General features: G+C 27.0%; 16 protein-coding genes. All 16 read right to left on the reverse strand.

The genetic code is table 11. From position 1 onward, the window contains the following. Window position 1: 1 nt before the first annotated feature. Complete coding sequence (locus tag ABDZ71_RS18395; protein ID WP_343764121.1) at window positions 2–913, reverse strand: RluA family pseudouridine synthase; 912 nt, start codon at window positions 911–913, stop codon at window positions 2–4. A gap of 135 nt (window positions 914–1,048) precedes the next feature. Beyond that, window positions 1,049–1,429 carry a RidA family protein gene (locus ABDZ71_RS18400; protein WP_343764123.1) on the reverse strand — a complete coding sequence of 127 codons (381 nt, stop codon included), beginning with the start codon at window positions 1,427–1,429 and terminating at the stop codon, window positions 1,049–1,051. A 26-nt stretch (window positions 1,430–1,455) separates the two neighbouring features. Further along, the gene (locus ABDZ71_RS18405; RefSeq protein WP_343764125.1) at window positions 1,456–2,712 is read right to left on the reverse strand and encodes an LCP family protein; all 1,257 of its coding nucleotides are present in this window, start codon (window positions 2,710–2,712) and stop codon (window positions 1,456–1,458) included. 12 nt (window positions 2,713–2,724) lie between these two features. Continuing rightward, on the reverse strand, window positions 2,725–3,294 hold the full coding sequence (yqeK, locus tag ABDZ71_RS18410; protein ID WP_343764127.1) for a bis(5'-nucleosyl)-tetraphosphatase (symmetrical) YqeK: 570 nt from the start codon (window positions 3,292–3,294) through the stop codon (window positions 2,725–2,727). Window positions 3,295–3,359: 65 nt separating this feature from the next. Further along, the gene (gene nadD, locus ABDZ71_RS18415) at window positions 3,360–3,968 is read right to left on the reverse strand and encodes a nicotinate-nucleotide adenylyltransferase (protein WP_343764129.1); all 609 of its coding nucleotides are present in this window, start codon (window positions 3,966–3,968) and stop codon (window positions 3,360–3,362) included. A gap of 30 nt (window positions 3,969–3,998) precedes the next feature. Beyond that, entirely contained in the window at window positions 3,999–4,295 is a 297-nt protein-coding gene (yhbY, locus tag ABDZ71_RS18420) for a ribosome assembly RNA-binding protein YhbY (protein WP_343764131.1), read from the reverse strand. A 33-nt stretch (window positions 4,296–4,328) separates the two neighbouring features. Continuing rightward, window positions 4,329–5,603, reverse strand: coding sequence for a GTPase ObgE (gene obgE, locus ABDZ71_RS18425; RefSeq protein ID WP_343764133.1), 1,275 nt, complete (start codon window positions 5,601–5,603; stop codon window positions 4,329–4,331). A 126-nt stretch (window positions 5,604–5,729) separates the two neighbouring features. Beyond that, window positions 5,730–6,032 carry a 50S ribosomal protein L27 gene (gene rpmA, locus ABDZ71_RS18430; protein ID WP_343764135.1) on the reverse strand — a complete coding sequence of 101 codons (303 nt, stop codon included), beginning with the start codon at window positions 6,030–6,032 and terminating at the stop codon, window positions 5,730–5,732. 4 nt (window positions 6,033–6,036) lie between these two features. Beyond that, on the reverse strand, window positions 6,037–6,363 hold the full coding sequence (locus ABDZ71_RS18435) for a ribosomal-processing cysteine protease Prp (protein ID WP_343764137.1): 327 nt from the start codon (window positions 6,361–6,363) through the stop codon (window positions 6,037–6,039). A 2-nt stretch (window positions 6,364–6,365) separates the two neighbouring features. Further along, window positions 6,366–6,680, reverse strand: a complete 315-nt coding sequence (gene rplU, locus ABDZ71_RS18440; protein ID WP_343764139.1) for a 50S ribosomal protein L21 — start codon at window positions 6,678–6,680, stop codon at window positions 6,366–6,368. A gap of 122 nt (window positions 6,681–6,802) precedes the next feature. Continuing rightward, window positions 6,803–8,242 (reverse strand): ribonuclease E/G, encoded by a 1,440-nt coding sequence (locus ABDZ71_RS18445; RefSeq protein ID WP_343764141.1) that lies wholly within the window; start codon window positions 8,240–8,242, stop codon window positions 6,803–6,805. A 45-nt stretch (window positions 8,243–8,287) separates the two neighbouring features. Then, window positions 8,288–9,001, reverse strand: a complete 714-nt coding sequence (locus ABDZ71_RS18450) for a TIGR03936 family radical SAM-associated protein (RefSeq protein WP_343764142.1) — start codon at window positions 8,999–9,001, stop codon at window positions 8,288–8,290. After that, entirely contained in the window at window positions 8,979–10,823 is a 1,845-nt protein-coding gene (locus ABDZ71_RS18455; protein WP_343764143.1) for a TIGR03960 family B12-binding radical SAM protein, read from the reverse strand. Before ABDZ71_RS18455 ends, ABDZ71_RS18450 begins: the two co-directional genes overlap by 23 nt. Window positions 10,824–10,918: 95 nt before the next feature. Continuing rightward, window positions 10,919–11,770 (reverse strand): M50 family metallopeptidase, encoded by an 852-nt coding sequence (locus ABDZ71_RS18460; RefSeq protein ID WP_343764145.1) that lies wholly within the window; start codon window positions 11,768–11,770, stop codon window positions 10,919–10,921. A 67-nt stretch (window positions 11,771–11,837) separates the two neighbouring features. Beyond that, window positions 11,838–12,602 carry a peptidoglycan DD-metalloendopeptidase family protein gene (locus tag ABDZ71_RS18465; RefSeq protein ID WP_343764146.1) on the reverse strand — a complete coding sequence of 255 codons (765 nt, stop codon included), beginning with the start codon at window positions 12,600–12,602 and terminating at the stop codon, window positions 11,838–11,840. A 191-nt stretch (window positions 12,603–12,793) separates the two neighbouring features. Further along, window positions 12,794–13,912: a rod shape-determining protein RodA gene (rodA, locus tag ABDZ71_RS18470; RefSeq protein WP_343764147.1), complete on the reverse strand. Its 1,119-nt coding sequence runs from the start codon at window positions 13,910–13,912 to the stop codon at window positions 12,794–12,796. Window positions 13,913–13,931 lie beyond the last annotated feature (19 nt).

Below are 13,931 nucleotides of genomic sequence, written 5' to 3' on the forward strand. Positions count from 1 at the left end.
ATTATTCAGTTTTTTTTTCTTTTATATAATTTTTAAGTTCTTTCATATCTTTTGGTATATCACTTTCTAAACTTATAATTTCTCCTGTTCTAGGATGTGGAATTTGAAGTTTATAGGCGTGGAGTGCTTGTCTTTTTATAAGATGGCTATCCTCTTCTCCTTTTCCATATAAACTATCTCCATATAAAGCATTGCCTAAACTTTCCATATGAACTCTTATTTGATGAGTTCTCCCAGTTTCTAAAGTAAGTTCTACCACTGTTCCCTCTCCAAGTCGTTCTATAACTTTATATCTAGTTATACTTCTTTGCCCTCTAGAATCTACTACTCTTTTTATAGAATCATCTTCTTTTCTATATATAGGAGCATCTATAACGTCTTCATCTTTTTCTATGTTCCCATGTACAATTGCAATATACTTTTTCTTAAATATTTCTTTATCCATATCTCTTGCTAATGCCATATGAGAAAATTGATTTTTAGCTATCAATATTAATCCTGAAGTATCCATATCTAATCTACTAACTAACCTTACTATACATTTTTCTCCATTTTCTTTGAAATGATATAAAACACCATTAGATAATGTATTATAAGGATAACTTTTAGTAGGGTGGACTACTATGCCTGGCCTTTTATTTACAACTACAATATCTACATCTTCATATACAACATCTATATCCATTTTTTGTGGCTCTATATTTTGATGTTCTTCTAAAGGCATATAAACTTCTACAATATCATCTTTAACTACTTTAGTTTTTTTATTAGTTTTTTTACTATTTACAAATATTCTTCCTTCTCTTAAGGATTTTCTTACAAATCTACTAGACAAATCTTCGTTTTGTTTTAAGTAATCTTTTACTAACATCTTTTCTTTACTACATACTTTAAATATTAGTTTATTATCCATTATAACTTATTTCCTTTCTAATCTATGTAAATTTCATTTCAAATATATAAAATTAAATACTTATAGTATTATAACTATAATACTATTTTTATGCAAAAATAAAGAGCTTATAATAAGCTCTTTATGTATATATGTTTATAGTGCTACAACTAATTCTATTTCTATTGGTACATCTTTAGGTAATTTTGCAACTTGAACGCATGATCTAGCTGGTGGATTTGAAGTAAAATATTTTCCATATACTTCATTAACTGATGCGAAATCATTCATATCTTTTAGGAAAATAACAGCTTTTACTACTTTATCAAAAGAAGTTCCTGCTTCATCTAATACTGCCCTTAAATTTTCCATTGATCTTTCAGTTGCTTTTTTTATATCATCAACAACAAGTTCTCCAGTAGCTGGATCTAAAGGAATTTGTCCTGATGTAAATAACAAATCTCCTACTTTTACAGCTTGAGAATATGGACCTAATGCTGCTGGTGCTTTTTTTGTACTTACTATTGTTTTTTCCATAAGTAAATCCTCCCCATTTCTAGTAATTATTTTATATAATCTTTTCCTACGTATACTATTATATCAAAATTACCAGAAGTTTGGTCATAAAATTGAACATTATTAATATTAAGTTTACTTTGAACTTCTGATGCAGAAATATTACTTCCTTGCTTAACTATCATTTTAGTAGTTTCTCTTTTAGGTCCATTCCCTACTACTATATTAGAATAACCTAATTCCTGTAGCTTTTTAGAATAAGTTGCTGCAAGTCCGCTAACATTTGTACCATTTAGTATCTTAATTTTGAAATTTTCTTTATTGAAAGATTTACTTTCGCTTCCACTCCCATTATCACCGTTTTTTATTGAATACATTAAATCTCTATTTTTTTCTCTATCATACACAAAATATGATACTCCACCTATATATTTTGCTTCTCCTTTTAATGTAGTCATATTTAACTTATCACTATCTAGTTTTGAAAAGATATATCCATACTTAAGTATATCTTCTGGAGACATATCGGTAGTTACATAATCAGGGACTGTTGACATTATTTTTGGAATTTTAGTCACTATACTAGGACTTTTAAATTTAGCTATAACTTTGTTTATAAACTGATGTTGATTTTCTATTCTTCCTAAATCCCCATCTTTAAATCCAGTTCCATTATTGTTTTTTCTCCATCTAAAAAATTCTTCTGCCTTTTTGCCATCTAAATGTTCTTCTGTGCCTTTATCAAAATGTATATGAAGATCTTGAGAAGGATCATCATAGTGCATATTTCTAGTTATAGTCATATCTATTCCACCTAAGGCATCTATAACTTTTCTAAAACCTTCATAATTAATTTTAGCATAATAATTTATTGATACTCCTAATAAATTTTCTACTGCAGATATACTCCCATTTACTCCATCTACAGCATGTGCTGCATTAATTTTCATATGTTTTCCATTTAACATAATACGTGTATCTCTTGGTATGGATACTATATTAACTTTCTTTGTCTTAGGGTTATAGTTTGCAAGCATAATAGTGTCAGTTCTTTTTGGATCATTTTTAGACTGAGACTTAGGATCTCCTATATCTACTCCCATTACAAGTATATTTACAGGCTCTCCACTTACAGTTTCTTTTGTGTTTATATTACCTTCTCCTGCTTTTGATGGTCCAAATCCTAAAAGATAAAGATAACCTAAAGTTCCTCCAAGTATTATAAGAGCTATCAAAACTATAATAACTTTAGTTAACCTACTTAAGCCTTTATTAGATTTTGATCTTCTTTTTTTATTCCCCATTTTTCCTATCACCTACATTTTATCGTTTATTAAACAATTTCTAGCAATTACAGTGTTAGTATGTAACAATTCTCCTTTATCTAAAACATATTTTATAGTACATTCTAAAGATTTTATTAATGCTTCATCTATATTTTCAAATGCCAGCTTTCTAATATCATGAACCTCTTTAAAATCTCTAGAAATTTCAATAACATCTGAAAGATAAATTATTTTTTCAAGCATACTCATATTAGCTCTACCGGTAGTATGGTATTTCACAGAATTTAATATATCTCTATCTTTTATTTCCATTTCTTCTTTCATTATTATAGAACCAATAAGCCCATGAGTTATTTGAATGTTTTTTAATGATATCCAATCTAAATTTAAATTATGGTCTTTTATTATATTAAGCAATTCTTTCTCAGACATATTTTTAGCACAATCATGACATAAAGCTGCTATTTCAGCTTTTTTCTTATCTACATTATATTTTTCTGCTAATTTTATAGCCATATCTTTTACATTTATAACATGGTCATATCTTTTTTTATCTAGTTTCTTTTTTATATAATCCTTTATTCTATCTTCAGTCCACACGTTATACTCCCCCAACGAAATACATTTTAAATTTATAATTAATCGGTATTAAATAAGCTTAATCTTTATTTTTTATATAAATTATTTTGAGCTATGAAATCATAAACTTCCATAGGTACATAATCATAAATTTCTTTATTTTCTCTTACACATTTTCTTATTTTAGTAGAAGATATATTCAAAATAGGCTTATCTATAAACAGTATTTTATCAGTATATTTTTTTATTATATTTTCCCTCTTATGTATTATTTCCGATTTATTTTCAAATTCCTGCCTGCGAAACACTACAAATTTACACCTATTAAATATTTCTTCTATGTTTTTCCATTTTTCTAAATAAGAAAAACAGTCCTCTCCAGTTATAAAATACCATTCAGTTAAAGGCTCTAGTTCATTAAAATATCTTAAAGTTTTATATGTGTAACTAATGTCCTTATTTTTTATCTCATAATCACTTACTTCAAAATCTTTTTCTTTACTAATTGCCATATTAACCATCTTATATCTTATATTACTATCAGTTTTATCTATACCTAGTTTATGAGGAGGATTTCCTGCAGGAACAAATATAACTTTATCTAAATTAAATATATTTAAAGCATCATATGCAACATTTATATGTCCCTTATGAATAGGATCAAAAGTCCCCCCAAAAATAGCCTTCCTAACCATGAAAATTCCTCGTTTCTAAACAATGTATTATTAAACTTGTGGTAGTTCTATTCTAGGCTTTTTCTTAGATTCTCTATATAAAACAAATTTACTTCCAATACACTGAACGCCATCGCATTTTAATTCTTTACATATAGCATCAGAAGCTTCTCTAGCTGTATAAAAGCTATTCTTAAGTATAGCCAGCTTTATAAGTTCTCTTGCTTCTAAAGCTTCATCTACTTGTTTTAAAAAATTATCAGTTATTCCTTCTTTTCCAACTCTAAATATAGGATCCATTTTATTGCTTAAACTTCTTAAATAACTTCTCTGTTTATTTTTTAACATTATTTTCCTCCTAGTAAGCCTAATTAGTTTTATTTATAGTAAGAATTCAAATTCAAAATCATTTAATCTAACCATATCTCCATCTTCTATTCCCATCTCTTTTAGTTCATCTAAAATACCCTTATTTTTTAAAACTTTATGGAAATATCTTAAATGATCTGAATCATTTACGTTAACTGCTGAAAGTAATCTATCAACAAAAGATCCTTTTATAATATAGGTATTTCCTTCTTTTGTTATATCATAAGTAAATCTTTTTTCTTCTGGAATAAATCTTTCATCATCGCTTATTTCTAAATCTGTTATAGGTATAGTACTTAAAAGTCTTGCTGCTTCTTTCATAACGTCTTGTATACCTTTTTTTGTAGCTGCAGACATTTTAAATACTTTATCATATCCTAATTTCTTTAATTTATTTTTAAATTCTTCAAATTTTGATTCATCATAAAGCATATCTACTTTATTTGCAACAACTATTTGTGGTCTATCATTTAATTTCACACTATAGTTTTTAAGTTCTTCGTTTATTTTTAAGAAATCTTCATAAGGATCTCTGCCTTCAAGGCCTGATATATCAACTATATGAATTAATATTCTTGTTCTTTCTATATGTCTTAAAAATTCTAATCCTAAACCAACACCTTCTGATGCTCCTTCAATTATTCCTGGTATATCTGCTATTACAAAATTACTGATACCTTCAAGATTTACTACACCTAAATTAGGTTTTAATGTAGTAAAATGATAGTTTGCAACTTTAGGTCTAGCTTTTGAAACTACAGATAATAAAGTTGATTTACCTACATTAGGAAACCCTATAAGTCCAACATCTGCTAAAAGTTTAAGCTCTAACTTTATTCTTCTCTCTTCTCCTGGCATACCAGGCTCTGCAAAGTTAGGAGCTTGCCTTGTTGCTGTAGCATATTTGTAGTTTCCTTTTCCGCCTTTTCCGCCTTTAGCAACAATATAAGTATCCTCTTTATGTGATAAATCCGTCATTATTTTACCTGTTTCAGAATCTTTTACAACAGTTCCAACAGGTACTTTTATATATAAATTCTGAGCATTTTTACCATATCTTTTAGAACCCATTCCATTTTCTCCAGGTTCTGATACATATTTTCTCTTATAAGTGAAATCTAAAAGAGTAGTCATATTAGAATCTGCTACTAATACAACATTTCCTCCATCTCCACCGTCTCCTCCATCAGGTCCACCCATGGCAACGTATTTTTCTCTTCTAAAATGTATTCCTCCGTCTCCACCTTTACCTGACTTAACAAAAATTTCAACTGCATCTATAAACAAGTTGTTTCACTCCTCGTATGTAATCTAGTTACATTTTAATTATATCCAAACTTTACACCTTTTAATAGTAATTCATGATAATTTAATGATTTTAAAAAAGCACCCTAATATAGGGTGCCTTCTTTATTATTCAGCTAAAACTTTTTCTACTTCTACAGGATAAATGCTTGCTTTTTTCTTGCTTTTTCCTAGTCTTTCGTATTTAACTACTCCGTCTATTTTAGCAAATAGTGTGTCATCTCCACCTTTACCTACATTTAGTCCTGGATGAATTTTAGTTCCTCTTTGTCTTACAAGTATGTTACCTGCTAAAACGAATTGTCCGTCTGAGCATTTAACTCCAAGTCTTTTAGATTCACTATCTCTACCGTTTTTAGAACTACCTACTCCTTTTTTATGAGCAAATAATTGAAGGTTCATAATTAACATTACATTACACCTCCTCTACTTTTACTTTTATATATTTACCGTAATTATATTCAACGCTTCTTAATCCTAATAACATAGTGTCCATAAGGACTTTACATCTATTTATATCTTCTTTTGAGCAAGACGTTAAATCTATGCTTAAAAAGCCATCATTTTCTTTTATGTAAGGATTAACTTTTAAAACTTCTGTGATACCATTAGCTACAGTAAGTGATATAGCCGATACAGCGGTGCACACCATATCATATCCTTGGTCAACTGAATTTGCATGACCTGATAGCTGAACTGATACCAAATTATCATTTTTTTTAATAAATCTTACTAAAACCATAATTATGCTTCAATTTTTTCTATTTGAACTTTTGTATATGGTTGTCTGTGTCCTTGTTTCTTTCTGTAGTGTTTTTTAGGTTTATATTTGAATACTACAACTTTTTTAGCTTTTCCTTGAGCTAATACTTTTGCAGTAACCTTAGCACCTTCTACTACTGATTTTCCAACAACAACTTCACCATTGTCTTTTCCTACTAAAAGAACGTTGTCAAATTCTACTGTTGAATCTGCTTCAACTGGTAATTTTTCAATATATAATACGTCTCCTTCTGAAACTTTATATTGTTTTCCACCAGTTCCTATAACTGCGTACATTACAAAACACCTCCTCATTCCAGTCTCGCCGTTAAGGGCACATGCAAAACATGATTTAATAACCCCTTCAGAGCGGTCTACAAAGGACATTTTAACATAACAATACTTCTTTGTAAAGAAAATTATCCGTAAAACTTAAATTTTTCAACACTTTTTGAATCATCTTCAAATATAATAGATTGTACGTCGTAAAAATTCTTCTTCTCTACAAATTTTAAATATACCTTTTTATCATATGCATTTATATCTTCTATAAATTTTTTCTTTTCATTTTCTATATGTTTTTTATACCTAGAATCTATTTCTATGTATAATTTATCAGTATTTCTTTTATCTTCTATTTTCATAATTAAATTTCTTATAAGTAATTTAACATAAGAAAATTTAAGCATATATGCATTTCCATTACAACAAATACAAGGTTCTTCTATATGTTCATAAATACTTTTTCCTTGTCTTCTTCTTGCTATTTGTAATAAATTCAATTCAGTAAAAGGATATATAACTGTTTTACTTTTATCTCTTTTTAAACCTTCATTTAATTTATCCAATATCTTAATTTTCTCATCTTCATCTTCCATATCTATAAAATCAATAAGTATTATACCACTTAAATTTCTAAGAAGAATTTGTTTTGTTATCTCTTCTGAGGCTTCCATATTAGTTGTAAATACTGTTTTTTTCATAGATTTAAACTTTGTATTTTTACCAGTATTAACATCTATAACATACATAGCTTCTGTTCTATCTATAGTTATATAACCACCACATTTTAAAAATACTTTATATTTGGTAAGAGAAAGTATCTCATTTTCTATTCCATAATAATCAAATAAATTTCTTTTTTCTTTATAGTAAGTAAGTGAATTAGTTAAAAAATAATCTTTTGAAAAACCTTTTATAAATTCATAATCTTTTTTATTATCAACATATATTTTATATTCTTTATTAAAAAGCTTATCTCTAAGTAATTTTCCAACAGTTCCTCCATTATCAAAAACCATTCCTGGGTTCAATTTGCAATTACCTTTTTTACAAATATCATTATATATGTTATACAAATTATCAATTTCTAAATTTATATCCTCAAGCTTCGTCTCAGTAGAATTAGTTCTAATCATTAATCCTACATCTTTTGGTTTTTTAATCTTTTCTTCTATAATAGCTTTGAATTTATCATCTTTTATTTTCTTAGAAAATTTTATATTTTTATTTAAAGTTTCAATAACTGTATATTTCCCTGGAATACTTATAGCATTAGTAACTTTAGGCCCTTTTTTATTTATACCTTCTTTTAGGATTTGTACTAATATATATTCTCCTTTTTTTATAGATAAATTATTAAATTTTTTATCCATATATAAATAGGCGTTTTTATCAGTTCCTATATCTATAAAAGCACTTTTTATACCTGGAACTATATTTTTAACTTTTCCTATATATATTTCCCCTACACTAGGGGTAATATCATTTTCTTCTATGTAAAGCTCTTTCATATCTTTATCATGTCTTACTGCTATTCTTAAAAGATCTCTTTGCCTTTCTATAAATATTTGCTTCATTTAAAGGCACACCCCTTCTATTTGAAAACTAAAATCAAACTTTTCTTATACCAATTTTGCATAATCATAAAGAGAAACTGCTTTTTTATTATAGGTTCCAAACATCTCTAATCTTTGTATATCTACAAAGGAATTTTCTTTAACACTACTAGTATTTTCTTTTATAAATTTTGCAAAAACCTCTGCTGATAAGTTTTCTCTACTTCCACAAGAAAGTATAACTCCAAATAATAGCTCTTCATTTTTAATGCTATATTTTAGATTTTTAACCATAGGTTTTATATCTACAGTCTTTTCACTCTTCTTACTTTTCTTAATAGTAAACCACTCTTTTAAACTCAATATATTTTTTATTTCCTTTTCTAGCTTAGAAGAATCAGTATATTTTATCTTAATAACATACTTTGCATTTGTAATAGCAGCCATAGATTTAAATACTTTTTTGTTAACATCATCTTTAATTTTAAGTGCTTTAAAATACTTTATTCCAGATGGTGCAGTATCATTTAATTTATCTATTATTTCTTTTTCATCTGTTTCCTCATTAAATCTTACATCCATATATTCTCCCTTAGAATACATGCCTACTGCTAAAGGTTGTGCTACAGACATTAATATATGAGGATTGAAGCCTTTAGAATATTCAACATTTAAACCACTTCTTTTAAAATTTCTTTGAATAGTTCTTTGAATATCTAAATGAGATACAAATTTTATATTACTTTCTTTTGAAAATTTAATTAAATATCGCACCTTCAAAACACTTCCCTTCCAAGTTCACATTAACTCCACAATTTTTGCATCCTTGCCTACAATCCGGTGTCAATTCAGCTTTTTTAGCTCTTTTATCTTCTTCTATTAAGAAATTCTTATTTACTCCTATATCTATAAAATCCCATGGCATAATTTCATCATATTCTCTTTGTCTATATGCATAAAACTCTCCATCTACATTGCATTCTTTTAAAGCCTCTTGCCATATATCAAAATCAAAGTATTGAGACCATCCATCAAACCTAGCTCCTTTTTCAAAGGCTTTAATTAAAACATCACAAACCCTTCTATCTCCTCTTGCAAAAATAGCTTCCATATAACTTACTAAAGATTCATGCCAATTATATGTAATCTGTCTACTTTTTATAGTGTCTCTAAGGGTATTTATTTTTTCTTTTACACTATCCATTTTATCTTGTGGTGCCCATTGAAATGGAGTAAATGGTTTTGGTACAAATATAGAGGTACTAACAGTTACCTTTAATCCTCTTTTTCTTATCTCTTTTGGAACTTCATAATATTTATCTACTACCTTTTGAGCTAAATCAGCAATTCCTTTAACATCATCTATAGTTTCATAAGGAAGTCCAAGCATAAAATATAATTTTATAGTAGACCAACCTTCTTCAAATGCACTTTTTACAGAATCCATAAGATTTTTTTCAGTTACACCTTTATTTATAACATCTCTCATTCTCTGCGTTCCTGCTTCTGGTGCAAAAGTTAATCCAGTTTTCCTAACCTTTTGAATTTCTTTTATTAAATCAACAGAAAAAGAATCAATTCTTAATGATGGAAGAGTTACCCCAACTTTTTCATTTTTATATTTCTCTATCATAGAAAAAACTAAATTTTGTATATCTGAATAATCACATATACTTAATGACGATAAAGTAATTTCATCATATCCTGTATTTTTTACTAGTTTTTCAGAAAGCTCCATAAGCTTATCTGTTTTCTTCTCTCTTACTGGTCTATAAATCATACCTGCTTGACAAAATCTACACCCTCTAGTACATCCTCTAAAAGTTTCTAAAACAATTCTATCATGTACTATATCTGTATAAGGTACTATTAAATTATCTGGATAATCCACATTATTAAAATCAGTTATTATTCTTTTCTTTACTTTTTTAGGAACATCATCATAAATTGGTTTAAATTCTTTTATTGTGTTATCTTCTTTATAAGTAACCTCATAAAGAGATGGAACATAAATTCCTTCTAAATGACTTACAGCTCTTAAAAATTCTTTTTTCTTACCCTTATATTTCTTATAAAGATCCATTATTTCATGCATTGATTCTTCTCCTGCTCCTAAGGAAAAAAAGTCTGCTATATCATAAAGTGGTTCTGGATTATAAGCACAAGGACCTCCACACATAACTATAGGTTCATCTTCAGATCTTTCTGAAGCTCTTACAGTTACTCCTCCTAAATCTAACATATTTAATATATTAGTGTAACTCATTTCATATTGAAGAGTAAAACCAATAAAGTCAAAATCTTTTATAGCATCTTTGCTTTCTAATCCATATAAAGGTATATTTTCTTCTCTCATAAGTTTTTCCATATCAGGCCATGGTGCAAATACCCTTTCACAATATGTATCTTTTCTTTCATTTAATATATAATATAATATTTTCATTCCTAGATGAGACATTCCTACTTCATATACATCTGGAAAACAAAAAGCAAATCTTATGTCTATATCTTCTGGTGATTTTTGGTATTCATTCAATTCTCCGCCTATATATCTAGCTGGTTTCTCTACTCTATATAATATATCATCAGATATTTTGTTCATTAAAACTCCTCCTATTGGTTTATCACATTATTACATTTTAACATATAAGCACGGATAAAAACAATTAATTGTTTTACCCGTGCTTATTTAAGATATTAAATATTTTTTTTCTTTAAAACAAACTGCTTTACGGTTATATTACCATAAATTTTAAGACCTTTTACTACTTCACTTTCATACACTGTATCTACAATCTCCATATTGTCATCTAATATTGAAAATACACTGTATTTATTTTTATCAACTAAGGAAATAACATCCAACAAATTCATATTATAGTATACTGAAATACTTCTATTTTCCATGTATCCTTTTTTAAAAAATTTAGATTTTTTCTTTACTATATGAGACATAATAACATAAGCTACCCTTTCTTTTTCTTTTAAAGACGATATTATTATAAATATAGAAACAATTCCTAGAGTAAAATTATTTTTTCCTTTCATAAATAAGAATATATATATAAACATAAAAAAAATACTTATTACTATGCTTACATTTATAGTTATTTTATTTGCTCTTCTTTCTAACATTTTAAAAGATAATATATCTCTTAAAATTCTTCCTCCGTCTAATGGAAATGCTGGTATAAGATTAAATATCCCTATTATTAAATTACTTTGAATTAACATGTATATATATATATTATTATACTTTGTATATATAAAGTAAAAAATTAAAGTTGCAATTATATTAAAAACAGGGCCTGATAGAGATATTATTAAATCTTGTCTATTAGTTGCATCTTCTAAATCATCTAGATTTAAAACAAGTCCAAGAGGTAGAAATTCTATATCAAATCCATTAAACCCCATTGAACCTGCAACTAAATAATGAACACATTCATGAAAAAATACTACAAAGAATGCTAAGAAAAGGTTTCCTCTATAACCTATAAAAAATAAAAATATAAGGTATGGAATAAAATACTTATTTATCTTTATCACATTATACCTCTATAAATTACTTACACAATCTAAAATATTCAATTATGTAAAATTTATTCTAAATATTTTAAAATTCATCAAAATAATATTGAGGATTTTTGCTTTCCCCCATATATATAAGCTCAAAATGCAAATGTGGACCTGTAGATTTCCCTGTATTTCCACTTTTCCCTATAAGTTGTCCTTTTTTTACTGATTGCCCTTTTTTTACTGAAATATCATTTAAATGAGCATATTTAGTTTCTATTCCTTTTCCATGATCTACAATTATATATTTCCCAAAATCTTTATTTTCTCCACAATCTTTTACTTTCCCTTTAAAACAAGATAATATTTTTGTATTTTCTTTTACACTAATATCTATGCCATTATGTTTCTTTTCCTTTCCAGTAATAGGATCTTTTCTTTCTCCATATTTTGAAGTAATTTTCCCACTTACAGGAATAACAAAGTCTTTACTTATATGTGTATATACTGTATTCTCACCAGTTATTTTTGATTTAAGATTTTCAATAACCTTTAATCCGTCCTCTTTTATATCCTCATATTTTAAATTTTTTATTTTTGAAAGCAAAGGCTTATAATTATAATTTTGATTTACAATCTCCTTAGAATAATTATATGCCATTTTTGTTTTAGGAGTAGAAATAGCTTTAACCCCTATAACTAATATAGCTAAAACTAATACTCCTACTAAATCTATCATTATTTTTTTTACAAAAAAATTAGAACTTTTCTTTTTATTATTTTTATCATATCTCTTGTATACATCATTAGAAAATCTTCTCTTTTTTAAAGAACTATAATAATCTTCATATTGTGATTTATACAAAATTAAACCTCCATAATTATTTATTTCTATATATTTATATTACTTTCTACTACTAATTTATGACTGAATATAGAAGAAGATATTATAGTAATTAATCCCATAAAAATAAAGAACCATGAAAAACATGGTTCTTTATTATATATACTTTTTATTTTTTATTATTTCAATACTTAAAATATGTAAAAATAATATTAAAAGTTTATTTTTTTTCTTCTCATACCTATATTTAAAACTAATGCTACTGCCATAAAATTAGTTAAAACAGATGTTCCACCATAGCTCATAAAAGGAAGTGTTATACCTGTTATAGGCATTATTCCTATTGCCATTCCTATATTTTGTAGTATAGAAAATAAAAATAAAGAAGCTACGCCTGCTGCGACCATTTTTCCAAATACATCCTTAGACCTTTTAGCAATTTTAATAAATTTATATATAAGTATAACATATAAAAGTAATAGAACAATTGCTCCAACTAATCCCCACTCTTCTCCTACTACAGCAAAAATAAAATCTGTTTGAGATTCTGGTATAAATCCTCCAGAAATTTGAGTTCCTTTCAAAAATCCCTTTCCAAACACCCCACCAGATCCTATTCCTATTTTAGATTGAACTAATTGCATACCTGCATTTAATTCATCTGCCTCTGGATTAAGAAATGAAGTAAGTCTAATTTTCCAATATGGTTTCATAAGTGGTGTATTCCATATTATAGCTACAAGCCCTACTAATCCACTTAATCCTCCTAATATAGCTTTCCAATTTAATCCTGCTATAAAAACTATTCCTAATACTGAAAAAAAACAAACCATAGTCATCCCCATATCTGGTTGTATTAGTATAAGAACCATAGGAATTACTGCATAAAAAACTAAAATAAAGAAATTTTTAAAATTATTTATGTCACCTTCCATATCATCAAGTTTTTTTGCAAGCATTATAATGAGAGCTACTTTAGCAAACTCTGATGGCTGAATTTGTAAAGGTCCTATTTTCATCCAAGAACCAGCACCATTAACAACTTGTTTAAATATAGTATCATTTAATATTAATAAAAACACACTAAACCAATAAAGTATAGCCGCATAATTTTCAATAATTATATAATCAAAAATTAGTATTAAATAAGTAAGACCTAATCCAGCTCCAAGCCATACTAATTGTTTTATAAAATAAATATTACCAGAACTTAAACGAGTGGCACTATATACATTAACAGCACTAAATGCCATAATTACTATTTGAATTAATATTATTGAAAAATCTAGTTGTTTTAACATTTTTCTATTTATAATAAATTTTTCTAACATATTCTACCCCCTTAATACA

The sequence above is a fragment of the Clostridium oceanicum genome (assembly GCF_039521385.1).
In the GTDB taxonomy this organism is placed as follows: domain Bacteria; phylum Bacillota; class Clostridia; order Clostridiales; family Clostridiaceae; genus Clostridium_F; species Clostridium_F oceanicum.